The sequence below is a fragment of the Bartonella tamiae Th239 genome, assembly GCF_000278275.1.
GTDB classification, from domain to species: domain Bacteria; phylum Pseudomonadota; class Alphaproteobacteria; order Rhizobiales; family Rhizobiaceae; genus Bartonella; species Bartonella tamiae.
Genome location: NZ_JH725147.1, coordinates 1,502,106 through 1,522,559, shown reverse-complemented (window position 1 = coordinate 1,522,559; position 20,454 = coordinate 1,502,106). Strand labels below are relative to the sequence as shown.

Annotated in this window: 14 protein-coding genes and 2 tRNA genes; 8 read left to right on the top strand and 8 right to left on the bottom strand. The window is 35.2% G+C overall.

Going from position 1 to position 20,454, the window contains the following annotated elements; genetic code table 11:
- Nucleotides 1-194 precede the first annotated feature (194 nt).
- Nucleotides 195-878, top strand: a complete 684-nt coding sequence (locus tag ME5_RS06870; RefSeq protein ID WP_008039651.1) for an ankyrin repeat domain-containing protein — start codon at nucleotides 195-197, stop codon at nucleotides 876-878.
- Between the two features lie 241 nt (nucleotides 879-1,119).
- Nucleotides 1,120-1,196 (top strand) — tRNA-Pro (locus tag ME5_RS06865).
- Between the two features lie 88 nt (nucleotides 1,197-1,284).
- Here ME5_RS06865 and ME5_RS06860 read toward each other — a convergent pair.
- From ME5_RS06860 to ME5_RS06840, 5 genes are all read right to left on the bottom strand, one after another.
- Nucleotides 1,285-2,739, bottom strand: coding sequence for a glutamate synthase subunit beta (locus ME5_RS06860; protein WP_008039648.1), 1,455 nt, complete (start codon nucleotides 2,737-2,739; stop codon nucleotides 1,285-1,287).
- 44 nt (nucleotides 2,740-2,783) lie between these two features.
- Nucleotides 2,784-7,511: a glutamate synthase large subunit gene (gltB, locus tag ME5_RS06855; RefSeq protein ID WP_008039646.1), complete on the bottom strand. Its 4,728-nt coding sequence runs from the start codon at nucleotides 7,509-7,511 to the stop codon at nucleotides 2,784-2,786.
- A 363-nt stretch (nucleotides 7,512-7,874) separates the two neighbouring features.
- Nucleotides 7,875-8,363 (bottom strand): Hsp20 family protein, encoded by a 489-nt coding sequence (locus ME5_RS06850; RefSeq protein ID WP_008039644.1) that lies wholly within the window; start codon nucleotides 8,361-8,363, stop codon nucleotides 7,875-7,877.
- 541 nt (nucleotides 8,364-8,904) lie between these two features.
- Nucleotides 8,905-9,690, bottom strand: a complete 786-nt coding sequence (gene hisN / locus ME5_RS06845; RefSeq protein WP_008039643.1) for a histidinol-phosphatase — start codon at nucleotides 9,688-9,690, stop codon at nucleotides 8,905-8,907.
- Nucleotides 9,691-9,815: 125 nt separating this feature from the next.
- Complete coding sequence (locus ME5_RS06840) at nucleotides 9,816-10,694, bottom strand: N-formylglutamate amidohydrolase (RefSeq protein WP_008039642.1); 879 nt, start codon at nucleotides 10,692-10,694, stop codon at nucleotides 9,816-9,818.
- 181 nt (nucleotides 10,695-10,875) lie between these two features.
- Between ME5_RS06840 and cpdR the strand changes: the two genes are divergently transcribed.
- Nucleotides 10,876-11,238 carry a cell cycle two-component system response regulator CpdR gene (gene cpdR, locus ME5_RS06835; protein ID WP_008039641.1) on the top strand — a complete coding sequence of 121 codons (363 nt, stop codon included), beginning with the start codon at nucleotides 10,876-10,878 and terminating at the stop codon, nucleotides 11,236-11,238.
- 101 nt (nucleotides 11,239-11,339) lie between these two features.
- Nucleotides 11,340-11,414: transfer RNA gene (locus tag ME5_RS06830), tRNA-Val, on the top strand.
- 413 nt (nucleotides 11,415-11,827) lie between these two features.
- On the opposite strand, the gene ME5_RS06825 is transcribed toward ME5_RS06830, so the two are convergent.
- Nucleotides 11,828-12,940, bottom strand: a complete 1,113-nt coding sequence (locus ME5_RS06825; protein WP_008039640.1) for a branched-chain amino acid ABC transporter substrate-binding protein — start codon at nucleotides 12,938-12,940, stop codon at nucleotides 11,828-11,830.
- Nucleotides 12,941-13,043: 103 nt separating this feature from the next.
- Complete coding sequence (locus tag ME5_RS06820; RefSeq protein WP_008039639.1) at nucleotides 13,044-15,605, bottom strand: response regulator; 2,562 nt, start codon at nucleotides 15,603-15,605, stop codon at nucleotides 13,044-13,046.
- Nucleotides 15,606-15,843: 238 nt separating this feature from the next.
- On the opposite strand from ME5_RS06820, the gene ME5_RS06815 reads away from it, so the two are divergent.
- On the top strand, nucleotides 15,844-16,638 hold the full coding sequence (locus tag ME5_RS06815) for a flagellar biosynthetic protein FliO (RefSeq protein ID WP_008039637.1): 795 nt from the start codon (nucleotides 15,844-15,846) through the stop codon (nucleotides 16,636-16,638).
- Nucleotides 16,639-16,741: 103 nt separating this feature from the next.
- Here ME5_RS06815 and dksA read toward each other — a convergent pair whose 3' ends face one another.
- Nucleotides 16,742-17,158, bottom strand: coding sequence for an RNA polymerase-binding protein DksA (gene dksA, locus ME5_RS06810; RefSeq protein WP_008039636.1), 417 nt, complete (start codon nucleotides 17,156-17,158; stop codon nucleotides 16,742-16,744).
- Nucleotides 17,159-17,604: 446 nt separating this feature from the next.
- On the opposite strand from dksA, the gene ME5_RS06805 reads away from it, so the two are divergent.
- The 3 genes from ME5_RS06805 to ME5_RS06795 all read left to right on the top strand — a co-directional run bounded on the left by ME5_RS06805 (nucleotide 17,605) and on the right by ME5_RS06795 (nucleotide 20,413).
- On the top strand, nucleotides 17,605-17,808 hold the full coding sequence (locus ME5_RS06805) for a hypothetical protein (RefSeq protein WP_008039633.1): 204 nt from the start codon (nucleotides 17,605-17,607) through the stop codon (nucleotides 17,806-17,808).
- Between the two features lie 167 nt (nucleotides 17,809-17,975).
- Entirely contained in the window at nucleotides 17,976-19,415 is a 1,440-nt protein-coding gene (locus tag ME5_RS06800) for a YcjX family GTP-binding protein (protein ID WP_008039632.1), read from the top strand.
- Nucleotides 19,412-20,413 carry a YcjF family protein gene (locus tag ME5_RS06795; RefSeq protein ID WP_008039630.1) on the top strand — a complete coding sequence of 334 codons (1,002 nt, stop codon included), beginning with the start codon at nucleotides 19,412-19,414 and terminating at the stop codon, nucleotides 20,411-20,413. The genes ME5_RS06800 and ME5_RS06795 overlap by 4 nt, the downstream gene beginning before the upstream one ends.
- Nucleotides 20,414-20,454: the final 41 nt, after the last annotated feature.

Here is a 20,454-nt window from a genome sequence, read left to right as displayed (position 1 = left end):
AGATATATAATCCGTTTTTAAAGATGAAATTAAAAATTTATGCTATTTAATGTTTTTAAGTTAGTTAAATACAATAAGCATATTCAATAATTATATGAAATTAACTATTAATTTTTTAAAAAAATATCATTGCCTTGATATTTTCATTATTTAATCTAATTATTAAAAAAGCTTTTAACAAAAGGGAATTTTCAATGCTTAAAAAAACAATGAAAACGGCGGTCTTATCGATAGCTATGTCAGTGATGCTTGCAGGAGGAGCAACAATGGTGAACGCTCAAAACACTACAAATAATGCATCATTGATTGATGCTGTTAAAAAACACGATAAAGCTGGTGTTGAAGCACTTATAAAGTCTAAAGCTTCTTTAGAGCAACGTGATAGAAGTGGTGCAACACCTTTGCTTATTGCGACACATGAGAATGATGTCGATATTGCACGTATGCTGATACAAGCTGGTGCTGATGTTAATGCAAAAGATGGTATTCAAGATAGCCCTTATCTCTACGCTGGAGCGCGTGGACATCTTGAAATTCTAAAAATGACACTTGAACATGGTGCAGATTTAAAGAGTGTTAATCGTTATGGTGGAACTGCACTGATCCCTGCTTGTGAACGCGGTCATGTGGAAACAGTCAAAACATTATTAGAAGCTGGTGTTGACGTTGATCACATCAATAATCTTGGATGGACTGCACTTTTAGAAACAGTTATTTTGGGTGATGGTAGCAAAAAATATGTCGAGATAACCAAACTTTTACTTGATCATGGAGCAGATGCTTCAATTAAAGATAAAAAAGGTATGACAGCTCTTGATCATGCAAAAAATCGTGGACAAAAAAATGTTGCTGCTGTTTTAGAGAAACATTCCAAATAAGAATGAAATCTTATCGTTATGATCAAACAAGAGGGTGCGAATGATGTTTTATTCGTGCCCTTATTTATAAGAAATCTTCAGCATTATCAAATGGAAATAATAAAACCTATATTTATAAAGTTCGCTTTAATATTATCTTCATTCAAATGTTAAAAATCAATATTTGTTCATTAGTTTTCATCTTTATTATGAATTTTTTACTTGCCTTTATAATCTCAGTAAATTAGGTCTTTTGTCGGTTCGGAGCGTAGCGCAGCCCGGTAGCGCACTTGACTGGGGGTCAAGGGGTCGTGGGTTCGAATCCCGCCGCTCCGACCATTTTTTAGACATTTCATATTTTTATCTTAAATTTATTCGCTTCGACATTTATCATGTTAATATGGAATCTTATCTAAGCCCATACCGTTTATAGAGGAAGCAATGTTTTTCCCATTAAAAATTCATCGATTGATCGTGCAGCTTGCCGCCCTTCACGAATTGCCCAGACAACTAATGATTGTCCTCTTCTGACATCTCCAGCACAAAAAAGTTTTTTGACAGAGGTTTGATAATCTCTATCATTAGCAAGTACAGAGCGAGCCCCACGACTATTTGTTTTCATTTTCAAACGATCCCCTAACTGTTGGCAAACACCATGTTCAAAAGGACCAGAAAAACCAATAGCAGTAAAAGCAAGATCAGCAGTGATATAAAACTCACTTCCTTCTATTGGTAAACGCTTTTCATCCACCTGACAGCATTTTACATGGGTCAGATGATTTTCATCACCGATGAATTCAAGAGTTGCTACCTGAAATTCACGTAAAGCACCTTCTGCTTGACTGGTTGAAATACGCATTTTTGTGCTCCAATAAGGCCAAACGGCTAATTTATCTTCACGTTCAGGTGGTTTAGGGCGAATATCCAATTGGGTAACCTTTACAGCACCTTGACGAAATGCTGTGCCCATACAGTCAGATGCCGTATCACCCCCACCAATAACAACAACATGCTTTCCTTCCGCCAAAATTGGTTGAGAAGGCCAACCTGTGGATTCTATTGATTCTCCCCCCACTCGTTTGTTTTGTTGTACAAGATACGGCATTGCATCATAAACACCATTAAAATGAGAACCGGGAATGTCAACTTTTCTAGGCATTTCAGCGCCGCCACAATAAAGAACCGCATCATAGCTTTGTAATAGATTATCTATCGATTGATCCGTTCCTATGTGAACATTACAATAAAATGTTACGCCCTCACCTTCCATTTGCATAATTCGACGATCAATAAGATATTTTTCCATTTTAAAGTCTGGAATTCCATAACGTAAAAGCCCTCCTGGACGATTTTCTCTTTCGTACACATGAACATTGTGACCAACTCTTGAAAGCTGTTGTGCAGCAGCCAAGCCTGAAGGACCCGAGCCAATGATGGCGATTGTTTTTCCTGTTTTTTCTTTGGCTGATTGTGGTTTTAAATACCCTAAAGCAAAAGCTTTATCGGCCAATGTTTGCTCAATTGTTTTTATTGTTACTGGAACATCTTCTAAATTAAGCGTACATGCTTCTTCACATGGTGCTGGACATATACGACCTGTAAATTCAGGAAAATTGTTTGTGGAAAACAAATTGTTGATCGCAATTTCCCAATTGTCTTGATAGACAAGATCATTCCAATCAGGAATTTGATTATGTACTGGACATCCAGTTGAACCATGACAAAAAGGAATACCACAATCCATACAACGGGCAGCCTGTTTTTGTACTTCATCATCATTCATAGGAATAGCAAATTCTTTAAAATGACGAATCCGATCCGATGCAGGCTGATATTTTTGGGATTGACGATCAATCTCCAGAAAACCGGTAACTTTTCCCATTTTTTGTTTCCTATTTCAATATAATAGCGATAAGCGGATTTAGGTTATTGCGTGGCTGTTCCAACCCGCATTTGTTCCATTTCTTGCAAAGCACGACGATATTCAACCGGCATGACTTTCACAAATTTTGAACGAAATTCTTCCCAATGATCAAGAATTTCTTTTGCACGCTTTGACCCTGTATAATGATGATGATTAGAGATCATCTGGACTAAACGTTCTTCATCATGTTTTGTCATATTCGCGGAGACATCAACACGGCCTTTGTGCATAATATCACCGCCTAAGTGATGTAATTTCTCTAAAATATCATCTTCTTCTGGTACAGGTTCCAATTCAACCATTGCCATATTACAACGTGCGGAGAAATCACCATTTTCATCAAGAACATAAGCAACACCACCAGACATACCAGCAGCAAAATTTCGCCCCGTTTGACCAATGACAACAACCACGCCACCAGTCATATATTCACAACCATGATCGCCTACACCTTCAACAACAGCAGCAACTCCTGAATTACGAACAGCAAAACGTTCACCAGCAATACCATTAAAGTAGCATTCACCTTCAACGCCTCCATATAAAACTGTATTACCGACAATGATAGAATTTTGGGCTTCAATTGTTGATTCTTCGGGAGGACGTACAATAATTTTACCTCCTGACAGACCCTTGCCAACATAGTCATTTCCAGCCCCAATTAACTCAAAACTTATGCCTTTGGCTAAAAATGCGCCAAAAGATTGACCTGCTGTTCCATTAAATTGAATGGAAATTGTGTTATCAGGAAGTCCGTTATGGCGAAAACGACGTACCAATTCTCCTGACAGCATTGCTCCGACAGATCGATCGACATTACGAATTGCTGTTTCAAATGTAACGGGTGTTTTATTATTTAAAGCAGCTAAGGATTTTTCGATTAATTGTCGATCAAGAATATCATTAATTGGATGTTGTTGACGTTCTGTATGGTAGATTTCGCGTTTTTCAGCATCTGGTTTATAAAAAATACGACTAAAATCAAGCCCTTGAGCTTTCCAATGTTCTATTGCAGGTTGCTTATCCAAAAGGTCAGATTGACCAATAATATCATTAAGATGTTTAAATCCCATATCAGCTAATAAAGCTCGCACTTCTTCAGCCAAGTAGAAAAAGAAATTAATGACATGTTCGGGGGTACCTTTAAAGCGTTTACGCAAAACAGGATCTTGTGTTGCAACGCCTACAGGACAAGTATTTAAATGGCATTTTCGCATCATGATACAACCAGATGCAATTAAAGGAGCAGTTGCAAATCCAAATTCGTCTGCACCAAGCAAAGCTCCAATGACTACATCTCTACCTGTACGTAAACCTCCATCAACTTGCAAGGCAACACGTGAACGCAAGCCATTGAGAACAAGTGTTTGTTGTGTTTCAGCCAATCCCATTTCCCAAGGGGACCCTGCATTTTTTAAAGACGTTAAGGGAGAAGCCCCTGTGCCACCATCATATCCTGAGATAGTGATATGATCAGCACGCGCTTTTGCAACACCTGCGGCAACAGTACCAACACCTACTTCTGAAACAAGCTTTACTGAAATATTTGCTTTTTCATTTACATTTTTTAAATCGTATATGAGCTGCGCAAGGTCTTCAATGGAATAAATATCATGATGTGGTGGTGGTGAAATCAAACCAACACCAGGCGTCGAATGCCGTGTTTTAGCGATGATCGCATCAACCTTATGTCCTGGCAATTGACCTCCCTCACCTGGTTTTGCTCCTTGTGCAACTTTAATTTGAATGACATCTGAATTAACAAGATATTCCGTCGTCACACCAAATCGACCCGAGGCCACTTGCTTAATTGCTGAACGTTCAATGTTTGCTCGTCCATCTGGGCTCGGATAAAAACGATCTGGCTCTTCCCCTCCTTCTCCAGTGTTTGATTTTCCACCAATCGTATTCATTGCTCTAGCAAGTGTTGTATGCGCTTCTCGTGAGATGGATCCAAAAGACATCGCTCCTGTTGAAAAACGCTTAACAATTTCAGTAGCTGACTCAACCTCGTTAATAGAGATTGCTTTTGCTCCACGCTCTTGTGCAGTTTTAATGTGAAAAAGACCGCGGATGGTTTTTGCTTGTGTTGATTGACTATCAATACGTTTAGAATATTGCGTAAAAATTTTTGGATTAGATGTTCGCACAGCATGTTGTAAATCAGCAACAGCATCGGGCGACCATATATGTGCCTCACCACGAATACGATAAGAATATTCACCACCAATATCTAAAGCATTTCTTAAAAGTGGATCATCACTAAATGCGGCTAAATGACGTGCAACTGTTTCGTCAGCAATTTCTTTTAAATCCACTCCTTCGATAGCACTTGATGTGCCTGTAAAGAATTGATCGATAAAAGACTGTTTTAAACCAACAGCATCAAAAATTTGAGCTCCACAATAGGATTGATATGTTGAAATGCCCATTTTGGACATGACTTTTAAAATACCTTTTCCAATCGATTTAATGTAACGTGAAACAACTTCCTTTTCAGACACTTCTTTGGGAAATTCACCATTTTGATGCATATTGATCAGTGTATCAAATGCGAGATAAGGATTGATTGCTTCTGCACCATAACCTGCAAGACAACAAAAGTGATGGATTTCTCTTGGTTCACCTGTTTCTACGACCAAACCAACAGATGTCCGCAATCCTTTTCGAATTAGATGATGATGCACGCTCGCAGTAGCAAGTAATGCAGGAATTGGAATGCGATCTGGCCCAACTTGGCGATCGGATAAGATTATAATATTATAACCGCCATGAACGGCAGCTTCGGCACGTTCACAAAGACGCAAAATAGCACCATTCATGCCTTCTGCACCTTCTTGAACAGCATATGTAATATCGAGTGTTTTTGTATCAAAACGGTCTTCCGTTTGACCAATTGCACGGATTTTTTCTAAATCAACATTTGTTAATATCGGTTGACGGACCTCTAAACGTTTGCGTTTTGATGTGCCAATTAGGTCTAAAATATTTGGTCGTGGACCAATAAAAGATACAAGACTCATAACCAATTCTTCACGAATAGGATCAATCGGAGGATTGGTGACTTGAGCAAAATTTTGTTTGAAATAACTATAAAGAAGCTTTGGCTTATCAGACATGGAAGAAATAGGTGTATCAACCCCCATTGACCCGATGGGTTCTTGACCTGTCGTGGCCATTGGGGAAAGTAGCAATTTAGTATCTTCTTGCGTGTAACCAAAGGTTTGTTGGCGATCAAGGAGTGTAACATCTTTACGCAATGATCTTGGTTCAACGGGTGCAAGATCTTCTAAGATAAGTTGCGTATTTCGTAACCATTCTTGATAAGGATATTTTGAGGCTATTTGAGATTTAATCTCTTCATCAGAAACAATGCGTCCTTCATTCAAATCGATAAGCAACATCCGTCCTGGTTGCAACCGCCATTTACGGATAATTTTCTTTTCTTCAACGTCCAAGACGCCTGCTTCAGAGGCCAAAATAACATAATCATCATCGGTGACAATATAACGAGCAGGTCTTAAACCATTACGGTCTAATGTCGCGCCAATTTGATAGCCATCAGTAAATGCGACAGCAGCTGGGCCATCCCATGGTTCCATTAATGCTGCATGATATTCATAAAAAGATCGTCTTTCTTGGCTAATCAAACCATTCCCTGCCCATGCTTCTGGTATGAGCATCATCATAGCATGCGCAAGAGAATAACCACCCTGATATAAAAATTCTAATGCATTATCAAAGCATGCTGTATCCGATTGACCTTCATAAGAAATTGGCCATAATTTTGAAATATCATTTCCAAATAATTCAGAATCGACAGATGCTTGACGTGCCGCCATCCAATTCACATTGCCGCGCAAAGTATTGATTTCACCATTATGTGCAACCATGCGATAGGGATGAGAAAGTTTCCATGATGGAAATGTGTTGGTAGAAAAGCGTTGATGCACCAAAGCAATAGCGCTTTCAAATCGCTCATCCTGAAGATCTTTATAATAAGCACCTACTTGATAGGCTAAAAACATGCCTTTATAGACAATGGTTCGTGCTGAAAGAGATACAATGTAAAACCCATTATCTCTTCCTCCCGTTTCTTGAAAAATACGATTTGAAATGACTTTACGAAGCACAAATAATCTACGTTCAAACGCTTCATCGGATTCAATAGAACGGTTACGTCCAATAAAAACCTGACGGTGGACAGGCTCTGTTGCGGCAATGGCGGGGGCTTTTGATAAAGAAGAATTATCAACGGGAACATGACGAAAAGCAATAAAATTTAAACCTTCAAGGCTAATAACTTCTTTTACGATTTGTTCAATATGCAAACGCATTGCATCATCTTGTGGCATAAAAATATGACCAACAGCATAGTCACCGCTAATGGGCAATTGAATATTATTTAATGCCATAATTTCACGAAAAAAACGATCTGGTATTTGAACCAGTAAACCAGCTCCGTCACCCATTAGTGGATCCGCACCAACAGCACCTCTATGGGTTAAGTTTTCCAGCATTTGTAATCCGTCTTCAACCACTTTATGCGATTTTTGATTTTTAAGATGAGCTATAAAGCCAACACCACAAGCATCGTGTTCATTTTTAGATGAATATAAGCCTTGAGATTCAGGTAAGCCAAAAGAGGATTTATGAGCGACATTTAAATTTTCTTGCAATAAGTTATCAAATAAATAATGATTATTACTAAAATTATTATTTTTATGCATTTTTATAACTCATATTCTCGATATTATTAAATCACGTCATCTTTATAAGCAATGACACAAGGACATTCGCGACACTTTTGAAGTGTTTGATCTTGTAAAAGACAACCGTTTTTTTTCTATGTCAGAATAATTCTAAACGATCAAGACATAATCAATCATTTTAAAATTATATTATAAATTTATAAGTTTAAATTAAATTATATTATAAATTATTTATAAATTTTATAACATAAATAATAGTTACTTGATATTATAATATTATAAAATTTTAAAACTAAATTTTTGTAAAATAGGTCATAAAGTGAAAAATAAAAAAGGCACAAAGAATCTTTGTGCCTTTAACTCATTTATTATTAAATTTATTTATTCAGCAGCTTCCATCTCAATTTGGCTCTTTTGAGATTTTTTACCTTTGTTTAAGGATACATTGGACACAACCTCAATTTTTCGAGGTTTCATTTCTTCAGGTATTTCTCTTTTAAGTTCAATATGCAACAAACCATTTTGAAGATTTGCTCCTGTGACTTCAACATGATCAGCAAGTTGAAAACGTCTTTCAAACGCTCTTGCTGCTATTCCTCGGTAAAGAAAATCACCTGATTGATCATCATTTTCCGGTGCTTTTTCACCTTTGATCGTTAATTGATTACGATGGGCTTCTATATCAATATCTTTTTCTGAAAAACCAGCAACTGCCATAGAGATACGATAAGAATTTTCACTTAAACGTTCAATATTATAAGGTGGGTATGTTTGGGCACTTTCAAGCTGTGTTTGTGAGTCAAACATATTAAAAATTCGATCAAAACCTACGGTTGAACGATATAATGGTGTAAAGTCTACTTGACGCATGTTTGAGTCCTCCTTTTGAGCGACTTTAAAAATTTTACGTTGAATAATCTCCATGTAAGGCAGACCATCCATGTCATTGAAACCCCAAGATCGGCGGTTACAAATTCTATTTGGTTATGGATAGTCATCTTTTCAAGAACAAAAGAATGTAATGCTATAATTATTTTTAAACGTTTATAAATTTACGTTTCTTTATATTATTTTAGGAATACAACCCATAATTATATTAAAATGACATGACTAATAGTAAATCGATATAAGAAAGAAAGTGATAAACGGATAAATGAATTCGAGGTCACCTTACGAACAAAGATGATTGAATCTATTATTTAGTATTTTAGAAACAGAAAATTTTGCATTGAGAATTTTCGAAGAGCTGTGAAGATAGTCATGTTTTATTAGCGTTTAAACCCTCGTTATAAAATAAACTTTCTCATATCATTTAATAAAATGAATGGGTTCTAAGCTAAGGTGATAATGTAAAAATTATATGCTAATATACTATTTAAATAATAATAATTTTCATAAAATAATCAGACGATTAAGAATTAAGAAGTGTACACGCTTTTGCATACAGTTTGGGAGTGGCAGCCGCTATAATATTGCCACCATATTCTGCCTTTTCACCGTTCCATTGACTTATGACCCCTCCAGCTTCTTTGATAATCGGAATTAAAGCCATAATATCGTATGGTTTCAATCCCACCTCAATAACGAGATCGACATGTCCTGCTGCAAGCATTGCAAAAGCATAACAATCTGTTCCAAAACGGGTAAGTTTTGCACTTTTTTTTAACTTATTAAAGAGTATTTTATCTTGTCCTAAAAATAGTTCTGGGGCTGTTGTAAAGAGAATAGCTTCATCTATAGTGACGCAATTTCGGACCTTTAATCGATTTTGTGTTTTATTCATCAATGAATAATAATAAGCCCCTTGTCCACACGTGTAGAAAATTTCACCTGTAAAAGGTTGAACCATCATGCCAATAAGTGCATTTCCATTTTTTTGCACTCCAACCAAAGTTCCCCAAATTGGCAAACCTGAAATAAAGGAACGAGTTCCATCAATGGGATCAATAACCCATTGATACTCATTTGATCCTTCGTAATTCGGAAACTCTTCACCTATAATACTATCTTCAGATCTATAGCTATGAATAATTTCTCTCAAACGACGTTCTGTCTCTTGATCAGCAATTGTAACAGGATCGAAACTTGTTTTTTCTTTATTTGTAACAAGAATTTTTTGTCGAAAATGAGGGAGCGTTGTTTCACACGCAACTTGTGCTAATTTTATTAAAAAATTAAAGTCAATTTGTCCAGCCATGTTTAAGTCATCTCAGTTTATGCATATTTTATAAAGGATAATGGCGTTTTTTTATTATCATTATATTTTTATAATATTCAGCAACGCCTATATGGTCAACATTCGTAAAAAACATGCTTTTCATTTTATTCGGCGGCACTTTGATAAGTCATTAACTCATCTTCAGGGAAAGACATGAGATCGGCACAAAAAGTCATAAGATCCTGTCGTAATTGTTGAAAACCTTGATGTATTTCTAATGTCATTTCATTAAGATAAAGCGATCTATTAATTTCTATTTGTAAAGTGTGAATATTATTGAATGGTGCGCCATAATGAGACGTTATAAAACCGCCCGAATAGGGTTGATTAATACTGATCTGATACCCTTTTTTTTCTAATAGTGCAGCCGCAAATTGCGTAAAAGATGAAGCGCAGGAACGACTATGATGGTCTCCAAGGATAAAATCTGGTTGCTTTTTACCTTCAAAATATTTCAGATTACTTGGCATGGAATGACAATCAATGAGAACACTAAATCCAAAACGATCTTTTAGTTTCAATAAAACTTGATTAAGTTTAACATGATATGGTGTGTAATAATTTTCTATACGTTTAATCGCATTTGAAACAGACAGTTTCTTATTGTAAATATTCAGTTTTGTCGCGACGATTTTAGGGATCGTACCAAGACCTGCTAGCACGCGTATTGATGGAGAAGGAACAGACTCAGGTAATAGATCTTCAAACATTTCTGGATCAAGTTCATCAGCACGTCGATTAATATCAATAAAAGAACGCGGATAGTTTGCCATCATAAAACACGCGCCTAATTTTATGACATCCTTAAAAAGAAGATCAACATAACTATCTTCAGATATACGTATGGTAAAACTATCAAGTGCTATGTTTTGAAGAAAGTGTTGAGGATAAATTCTACCCGAATGAGGTGAATTAAAAAGAAATGGAACACGTAATTGAGCAGGTTCAGTATAATCAAAAACAGGAATTTCTTCAAAAGGCATTTTAGATTCCGTAAAAAATCATTTTCCTATAACGCATTATTAAGCCTTATTACAACCAATGATTAACCATTAATACAATCAAAAAGCCTAAAATGATATTATAGCTTTTTTTACATATATTCCATATTATAAGAAGGAAAGAGGTTTGCTCTTAATATAATTACTAAAATTGGACGATGCCATGAAACGTATTTTGCTTGCTGAAGATGATAATGATATGCGTCGCTTTTTAGCGAAAGCGCTAGAAAAAGCTGGCTACGAAGTTACCCATTTTGATAATGGTGTGAGCGCTTATGAAAGACTACAAGAAGAACCCTTTTCTTTACTTTTGACAGATATTGTCATGCCTGAAATGGATGGAATTGAACTGGCAAGAAGGGCTACAGAAATTGACCCTGACCTTCGAGTCATGTTCATTACTGGTTTTGCAGCTGTGGCACTTAATTCTGATAGTAATACGCCACGCGATGCAAAAGTTTTATCAAAGCCATTTCATTTGCGTGAATTGGTTTCTGAAGTGGAAAAAATGCTGATAGCAGCATAAAAAATAAAACAACTGTTATTTTAAATACGATTTTTATGTTTTTTTATAAAATGAGGATTGACGTTCCCACTATGTTGTGGTGTATGCAACCATCATTTGATGGGCGTGTAGCTCAGCGGGAGAGCACTACATTGACATTGTAGGGGTCACAGGTTCAATCCCTGTCACGCCCACCATCATATCAGAAATCTCAATGGATAACGCATCTCAGTAATAATGATAGGCTTAATGATTCTCTATAACTTTTTTTATATTTCAGAGTTATATTATCACTATTGCATATTATTGATTTCTCAATTTTTCTTTAAGCATTGATGAAAAATTGTAAATTGTATATTTAAGTCATACAAATATACTAAACTCAATATGAAATCTAATAATTACGTTATGAATATATGATCGTATAAAACACTAAAGAATATACAATTTTAAATTATTTAATGAAATTAAATCAATTATTGTTTTATATAAAATCTTATTAAAATCGTTCCATCACTACACGATATTCTTTCAATATACTATAGCGACATATGGTGATCAGTCTTTCAACTGATCACATATCGTATAAATAATAAGGTAAATTTTTATTTTATTCAGCGGAGACGATCTTTCCATTATCCCACTGATACATTGAGAATACTTTTGAAGTGATATCGCCAGGCTCACCATAAGTAATTTCACCAATTGTGGTTGGTATAGAGTCACCTGATTTAATCACTTCGATAACGGCTTCAGGATCATCTGTTGCTCCAGCTTTTTCAAAACCATAAGCTAAAACTTGCACAGCCGCATAACCATTAAGAGTAAATGTTGTTGCAGGAATAGAATGATCATTTAAAGCTTTAATTGCTTCTTGAGCGAGTGGATTTTTGCTTACATCAATGGAATTAGTAAACATTGTGCCATTTGCTGCACTACCTGCGATAGACCAAAGTTCAGATGTATTTAAACCATCCCCACCGATTAATTTTGCTTCCACATCTTGTTCGCGTAATTGTTTTAAAAGCAAACCCGCTTCTGGATGATAACCACCAAAATAAATATAGTCGACATTGTCTTGTTTTAGACGTGTCACCATACTACTATAATCTTTCTCACCTGGTGTAATATTACCATAATACACTTCCTCAACACCAGCACGATTAAGTGCTGTTTTAAAAGCATCAGCTAAACCTTTGCCATAAGTAGCGCGATCATGTATAATAGCAATTCGCTTATCTTTAAAATTTTTGACATAAAAATCAGCAGCATAATCAGCTTGTTGATCGTCACGTCCAATTGTACGTAAAATATTCCAAAGACCACGTGAAGACAATTCTGGTGCTGTTGATGATGGTGTAATCATCAAAATGCCATTTTCATCTAAAATATTCGATACGGGCAAAGCAGAATTTGATGTGACAGGGCCAACAACATATAATATTCCCTCACCTATCACCTGATTGGCTGCGGAAACGGCTTGTTTTGGATCAGCCGCATCATCAAAAACCTTTAAAACCAGTTTTTCACCATTTATGCCGCCCTTTTTATTAATTTCATCAATGGCCACTTTTGCACCATTATCTACCTGAATTCCATAGGCAGCGACAGGTCCTGTAACAGGGCCTATAAAACCAAGAGTAATATCGGCATAAGCTGACGAAATAAGTCCTGATCCTAGAAGCGCGATAGCTGACACTGTAGATATAAGAAAATGTTTCATAAAATGATCCTCCTCGGTTTATATTATGTTGTAGACTATTTTAAGAGTTCACACGTGCTCTAGCTCATTTGTTATTACGTATGGCATAGAGCATTTACTCACATCATTCTTCTAGCGTTTCTTTAACTTTTAGAGCAAGTTGTTTTAATGTAAAAGGCTTAGAAAGAAAACCAAATACAGCATCTTTAGGTAAACTTTTTGCGAAAGCGTCTTTAGCATAACCTGAGACGAAGACGAATTTTATATCAGGATATTTTTGTTTCATATTGCTTAATAATGTTGGTCCATCCATTTCGGGCATTACGACGTCCGACACAACAATGTCAACAGCTCCATTATTTTCTTCAAGTATTTCAAGTGCCTCCACACCATTTTCTGCTTCTAATACTTGATATCCACGAGATTGTAATGCGCGCACACCGCCCATTCTCACCGCATGCTCATCTTCAACTAATAATACTGTTGCCGAACCAGACAAATCTGTATTTTTATTGATGGTGGAATCCTTTTCATTTTTAAAAGGAACATCGATTTTTATATTTGGACTATTGGAATGTTCGTCTGCTGGTGAAAGTGTATAACGGCGCAAAAATATACGAAAAGTAGTCCCCTGCCCTTCAATGCTATCACAGTAAATAAAACCGCCTGTTTGTTTCACAATACCATAAACCATGGAAAGCCCAAGCCCAGTACCCTTACCCACTTCTTTAGTTGTAAAAAATGGTTCAAACATTTTTTCTTGAATAGATTTTGGAATTCCTGTGCCTGTATCTTGAACATCAATAACAACATAGTCATGAGGTTCAAGTGAGCTGTAATGTAATTTTTTAGTGTCTTCAGCTTTCATATTAGATGTTTTAATATGAACAACACCACCATCTGGCATTGCGTCTCGCGCATTTATAACCAAATTCATCACGACACGCTGAAAGGAGGACAAATCAACCTTAACGCGCCATAAATCACGTCCATGGACGACTTTCAATTGGGTATGACTGCCTAATAATGGAATAAGTAAAGCGCGAATATCAGACAGAAGATCTGTTAAATCCGCCACTTCAGGACGCAAAGTTTGTCTTCTTGAAAAAGCAAGTAATTGTTGAACAAGTGATGCTGCTCTATTAGCGTTATTTTTAATATTTATAAGGTCAGCATGTGTAGGATCTGAACTACGATGACTTGCTAAAAGCAAATCACAAGACATAAGAATAGCCGTTAAAACATTATTAAAATCGTGCGCGATGCCGCCAGCAAGCTGACCAACAGCCTGCATTTTTTGACCTTCAGCCATCTTATCTTCAATTCTTTTTTGTTCTGTTTTTTCTTGAACTGATAGAATAGCAATCGCATCACTTTCTTTATAGTTATCAAAAAAAAGATTAAAAATATGAAAATTTAAATGGCGGTCATTATCAAATGTGGTCTCATACCATTGTGAAGATATTTGTTTCGTTTTTAAATTTTCAAAGATATGATCAATTTGATGACAAGATTGCGACGACAAAATTTCATGAATTTCTATCAGATTGTTTTTTTTGAAGCTCGTATCAAACAAATCTTGAAAAAATTTATTGCTATATATGAGTTGTTTATTAGTATTTAATACACCCATAGCAAAGGGTATATGATCTATAATGTTGAACAAAAATTGCGTGTCATCAGAAATTCTATTTTTTTTATTTGTCATCGAAGATGAATTTATGACGACAAAACGGTAAATAATATGATCGTTTTGTTCATATTCTTCTATCGCAACAATTTGCAAAAAAACGGGTGGAGTTTGCTTATCTTTTGATTTTAGAAAGCCATTTTTTAAAGTTTTAATATTTTTAAAATCATCAGAAATTTCATAGTGTTCATCTATAAATGTTTTGAAAGTAAAAAGCTTATTAATATGTATTTTCTGATGATGAATTGTTTCATTATCGATATGAAGCCATAAAGCAAGTGTTGTATTAATATATTGAACGATCCCTGTATTATCGATCACCATTAATCCTGCCGGTGCTTGGTCAAAATGATCGTATACATATTGAAAATTCTTTATAGTTGTATTACTTTCAATATTTAAATTTTTGACTTTTGAAAAACGCCAAATAAGAATATATTCTTCTGCGTCCCTATAAGAACGTACGCTTACATTTAAAATATTACCACAAAATATAGAGTTCTTTAAAAAGTCTGAATGTTCAAGACAGATTTCTTCTTGTGCATATTCATTTCGAAGCGCTTTGACTTTTAATTGATAAAGCGCAATTTCAGCCTTCGTGTTATTGGTAAATAAAGATGAAAAACGGTGAGAATGATGATTTGAATTCCAGGTTTTAAAAGCATCATTTGAAAATAAAATGGTGTCACGTTCATTTGTTATAAGAATAGGATCATCAAGAATATTGAAGAGATGGAAATTACTTTTATCACTATTTTTTTCAGACTTTGTTTTTTTTAATCCTAAAGAAAAATGAAGAAGCCATAAAAATCCTATGAGAGCAAAAGTAAAGAACAACAACATAGAAAGCGTATTGAACATAAGATCGTTTTTTAAAAAAGTCGCAAACGAAAAGAAGCAAGACATGATTAACAGAAATAAAATGCCGATTTTTAAAAAAAAAATCCAGCGTGATGTATAATTTTGTGTCTGATCTTTATATTTTGGCATGCTCATATATTATCAAAGCCTTTTTATACATAAATGATTCTTGATGTATAATGCCCTAAATTATAAAAGACATGAAGATTTGATGCGGCTAAAAATAGTTTTTTACGGTGACAAAATTTTATAACTTTATAAATATAAGTTTGTAACGAAACAGAGTTCTTCACCTTTATCATGCCATGTTCTCGCTCTATAAATCATTTTAAGAAAATACTATATTAAAGTTTATAAAATAGGAGAAAATATTATGCATAGCTGGTTAGCAAACCAGATTGGAACATCAGCCGCAAATGTTATTATAAGTTTATTGGTTCTTGTTGTTGTTATTATTGCCATTTTTGTAACGCTTGCAATTTTAAGAAAAATAAATAATGGAACTTTTGTTATTGGAGGAAAATCTCGTACGCCGAGATTGTCCATTCGTGACGCAGCGGCTGTTGATCACACGCGTCGTTTGGTTTTGGTGCGCCGCGATAATGTTGAGCATCTTATTTTAATTGGTGGTCATAATGATGTTGTAATTGAAACAAACATTGTTGAACCGTCCTCTCAATACTCATCAAATGAATTGAATAAACGGTCAATAAAAACAGAATCATTTTCTGTGACAAATAGACAGGATGATCATATCCTTAATCAAAGAGAGTCAGAATTATCTGCTGTGTTAGACAATGCAGCGTCAAGTAACTCACAAAAGACCCATGAACCCCACACGACATATTCTCCTAAAGAAGAAAATCAACACTTCATACGTAATAATAGTCATGTGATGACGCAGCAAAAGCAAAATAATCTTCAAACACATCCACAACAAAGTCGTTCAACGGATATAAAAGATAACAATTTGAATAAAGGGGCGTATAATCCACAAATACCTGATCGTATAAGAGATGATATTGTTACAGCCAAAATTGATGGCAGGCGAGAACCAAAATTCTCGTTTAATGAAACGAGTAGACAAACGGATATAAATCTGGGGGAGGATTTTGATCGTATGTTTGAAAGTGAATTACAAGAAGCCATTAAAACAGAAAAATCATAAATAAAATTTTTTGAAATTTTATCCATAATCTCATTATTTTTATAGTTATTTTTGTTAATTGAACGCCTTGAATAAGTATAAAATTATTTAAGGCGTTCTTATTTCAATCATCTCGATAAACTTTTTCTCTTTTTTCATGGCGTTCTTGCGCTTCAAGAGATAATGTTGCAATGGGGCGAGCATCAAGACGCTTTAAACTTATGGGTTCGCCTGTTTCTTCACAATAACCATAAGTGTCATCATCAATTCTCTCAAGTGCTGCATCTATTTTTGAAATGAGTTTACGCTGACGGTCACGTGCACGTAATTCCAAAGAACGATCCGTTTCTGAAGATGCCCTATCTGCTAAATCTGGTTGATTTGCATTTTCTTCTTGTAAGTTTTCGAGTGTTTCACGCGCTTCTCGCAAAATATCATTTTTCCATGCAATTAATTTAGCGCGAAAATAAGCTTTTTGCCTTTCATTCATGAAAGGTTCATCTTCATTGGGATGATAGTCGAGTTTATTTTTATCGTTCATCGCCCTAACCCTCCATATATGGTAGGTGCGATTCTCTATATTGTGTCAAATGATGCAATACAAGATAAAAGAGAAATTTTTTTTACTTTTTCAACATAGCACTTTTTATAATGTGCATTATAAGATAAAATTTAAGAAGAACATTTATCACGAGTATGTTTAATATCAGCAGCAACGGTTTGACGATAATGAGTAATACTATGAAAAAGACAATAGGTCTTTTGCGTCATGGTGAAGCCTTACCAGCCAATTCTTTTTTAAGTGATTTTTACCAACCTCTTTGACAAATTGGGATAAAAAATGCACAAAAAATCGGATGTTTTATTTTAAAAAAGTCCCATCATTTATTCACGTTCTTTGTTCCCCCTCATTGAGAAAACGCTAAACCTTTGAAAATTTGCATATTGAAAAAATCAGTGATGTGATGTTTGTCGAGACACTTTGCGATGGCAATGTTGATCAATATACCAATCGTATTAAAAAGTCTTATTTTTAAAGAAGATGATTTCAATTTACTTGTTATTGGACAAAATACATCCATCACTGAAACGTTTAAACATTTATGGGATCAAAAAGGTTCACATTTAGATTTTCCAGTTGTTTTTGAACCAGCAAATTTTGCATTATTAACACTATTTAAAAAAAAATAATTTTAGAAAAAACATGTTTTCTTGATAATTTAATCACTCCTAATCACATGCACAATTTGAATTAATATATCTTTGCTATATTTATGTTTATCATTATTATAGAGTGAATTATAAAAAACACTCTTTAATCAATTGGCTTTGGAAATAACACAAAGACGAGAAAGCGAGTGCTATTGTCTTTTACAACAATCAAAGATGAAACCTTAATTGCGTGGGATAGTGTTACAGATCGCGCCTCTGATTTATTCAACCCAACCATTCGACTTGGTGTGACCGGTCTTTCTACAGCTGGTAAAACAGTTTTTATTACAGCATTCATACAAAATCTTTTACGTGATGGTCGCTTGCCAATGTTTGAAGTTGTCAGAGAAGGTCGCCTTACAAAAGTTACGCTTGGACAACAACCTAACAATAAAGTCTCACGATTTGAGTATGAAAAACATTTAAATGCTTTAATGAATGATCAAATATGGCCACAATCAACACGCTCACTATCACAACTGCGCCTTGAACTTCACTATACGCCCAAACCATCTATTTTTAATGTTACATCAAGAAACAAATTAACAATTGATATTCTTGATTATCCAGGGGAATGGCTTCTTGACCTTCCACTTTTATACAAAAGCTATCGTGATTTTAGCCGCGAGGCGATTGAAAGAGCACGATCATCCAATCATATTAAGCATGCAGATGAATGGTTGGCACATGTTCAAACAATCAATATTTTAAAAAATGCGCAAGAAGATGAGATCGACAATCTTTCGACAAAGTTTAAAGACTATTTAAAATCTGCCAAAAATGATAATTTATCATTTTCTTCCCTGTCGCCGGGGCGCTTTCTTATCCCTGGACAATTTGATGGAGCACAGGTTCTAAATTTTTGTCCATTACCTCATCTTGATGACAAACGAATAACTAAAAATTCACTTGCTGATATTATGGAGCAACGTTATGAGGCTTATAAAAGCGTTGTTATAAAACCATTTTTTCGTGAGTATATAGTAAGACTTGATCGTCAAGTGGTTCTTATAGATGCCTTACAAGCCATGAATGCTGGCGAAAATTCAGTTCTTGAGATGGAACAGGCATTAAGTGAAATATTGCATTGTTTTCGATTGGGTAAAAAAAATTGGATTCATAGTTTATGGCAACATAAAATAGATCGTTTATTGATTGCAGCAACAAAAGCAGATCATCTTCATCATGAAAATCACGATAATCTCCAAACAATTACGAGTGAAATTGTTGCAAAAGCCATTGCATATGCAAAGCTCAATGGAACAAAAACAGAATCATTAGCCATTGCCTCGATACGGACAACAAGAGAAGGGTTGAGTACACAACACAATGAAAATTTACCCGTTGTTATTGGAACTCCCATGCCGCATGAAACAATAGCGGGTACACAGTTTGACGGAACAACACAAACGGCTATTTTCCCGGGTGATTTACCAAATTCCTTAGAGCAATTATTAAATGAAAATTGGAAAAATCATCTGAATTTTGTCAATTTTCGGCCTCCAAAAATAGATAAAAAATCTTCATTTCCTCATATAAGGCTTGATCGTGCCATGCAATTCTTATTGGGAGATTATCTATCATGACGCAACGTAAGCCAAAATCAATACAGGATTTCAGCCATATAAAAGATGAACTCTCTGATCCCTTTTTAAATGAAAACATACAAACACTTGATACGATTGACATTTTGCAAGCCGATAAAGGTTTAAAGCGATTTGGTTGGGGTAAACTATTCTTAACAAGCTTTTCAATTTTATTTATATTTGCTCTTGGCTTATGGGCAGAATCCATAGTTCGTAGTCTATTTTTACAATACGAAGCTTTGGGTTGGGTGGCACTTAGTATAACAATTATTGCGGCGTTTTCTCTTATTATTTTTATATTAAGTGAAATTAGGGGAATTTTTAGATTACGTTCTGTTGATAAAATTAGAGAAAATGCAATGAACGCGGTGCTTAACGACGATATGTCCTTAGCAAGAAAAGCAGTCGATGAACTAATTCTATATACAAGTCATACCCTTTACACGTCAAAGGGAAGACAAGAAATGGAAAGTCATAAAGAAGATATTATTGATGGTAAAGGACTTATACATCTCGCTGAGTATCATATATTATCACCTCTTGATCGTGAGGCACGTAAATTAATTTTAAAGTCTGCCAAACGTGTCTCAATAGTAACCACAGTCAGTCCAAGAGCAATTGTTGATCTTGCTTATGTTTTATACGAAACAACACGTTTAATCCACAGTTTAGCTTCACTATACGGAGCACGTCCTGGACGTTTTGGCTTTTTTTCTCTTATTCGGCGTGTTTTAACTCATCTTGCCGTCACAGGGACGCTTGCTGTTGGAGATGGTTTGGTTCAACAATTTATTGGTCAAGGTTTAGCCAGACGTCTTTCAGCAAGGCTTGGTGAAGGTGTTGTCAATGGTTTACTTACAACACGCATTGGTATTGCAACAATGGATGTGTTGCGACCGTTTCCTTTTAGTGGTCAAAAGCGACCCGGATTAAGTGATTTTACAAGTGATCTCGTCGGTTTTCATTCTGATAGCAATCAAAAAAACTATAAAATATAATTTATAAAAACTAACTGTTAACCATTTTTACTAATAATTGA

What these genes read in the sequence shown, in the direction of transcription:
- ME5_RS06825 (WP_008039640.1), bottom strand. Translation starts at nt 12,940, where the DNA reads ATGAAACATTTTCTTATATCTACAGTGTCAGCTATCGCGCTTCTAGGA.
- dksA (WP_008039636.1), bottom strand. Translation starts at nt 17,158, where the DNA reads ATGAACGATAAAAATAAACTCGACTATCATCCCAATGAAGATGAACCT.
- ME5_RS06870 (WP_008039651.1), top strand. Translation starts at nt 195, where the DNA reads ATGCTTAAAAAAACAATGAAAACGGCGGTCTTATCGATAGCTATGTCA.
- hisN (WP_008039643.1), bottom strand. Translation starts at nt 9,690, where the DNA reads ATGGCTGGACAAATTGACTTTAATTTTTTAATAAAATTAGCACAAGTT.
- cpdR (WP_008039641.1), top strand. Translation starts at nt 10,876, where the DNA reads ATGAAACGTATTTTGCTTGCTGAAGATGATAATGATATGCGTCGCTTT.
- ME5_RS06820 (WP_008039639.1), bottom strand. Translation starts at nt 15,605, where the DNA reads ATGAGCATGCCAAAATATAAAGATCAGACACAAAATTATACATCACGC.
- ME5_RS06860 (WP_008039648.1), bottom strand. Translation starts at nt 2,739, where the DNA reads ATGGGAAAAGTTACCGGTTTTCTGGAGATTGATCGTCAATCCCAAAAA.
- ME5_RS06805 (WP_008039633.1), top strand. Translation starts at nt 17,605, where the DNA reads ATGGCAATGTTGATCAATATACCAATCGTATTAAAAAGTCTTATTTTT.
- ME5_RS06815 (WP_008039637.1), top strand. Translation starts at nt 15,844, where the DNA reads ATGCATAGCTGGTTAGCAAACCAGATTGGAACATCAGCCGCAAATGTT.
- gltB (WP_008039646.1), bottom strand. Translation starts at nt 7,511, where the DNA reads ATGCATAAAAATAATAATTTTAGTAATAATCATTATTTATTTGATAAC.
- ME5_RS06795 (WP_008039630.1), top strand. Translation starts at nt 19,412, where the DNA reads ATGACGCAACGTAAGCCAAAATCAATACAGGATTTCAGCCATATAAAA.
- ME5_RS06840 (WP_008039642.1), bottom strand. Translation starts at nt 10,694, where the DNA reads ATGCCTTTTGAAGAAATTCCTGTTTTTGATTATACTGAACCTGCTCAA.
- ME5_RS06850 (WP_008039644.1), bottom strand. Translation starts at nt 8,363, where the DNA reads ATGCGTCAAGTAGACTTTACACCATTATATCGTTCAACCGTAGGTTTT.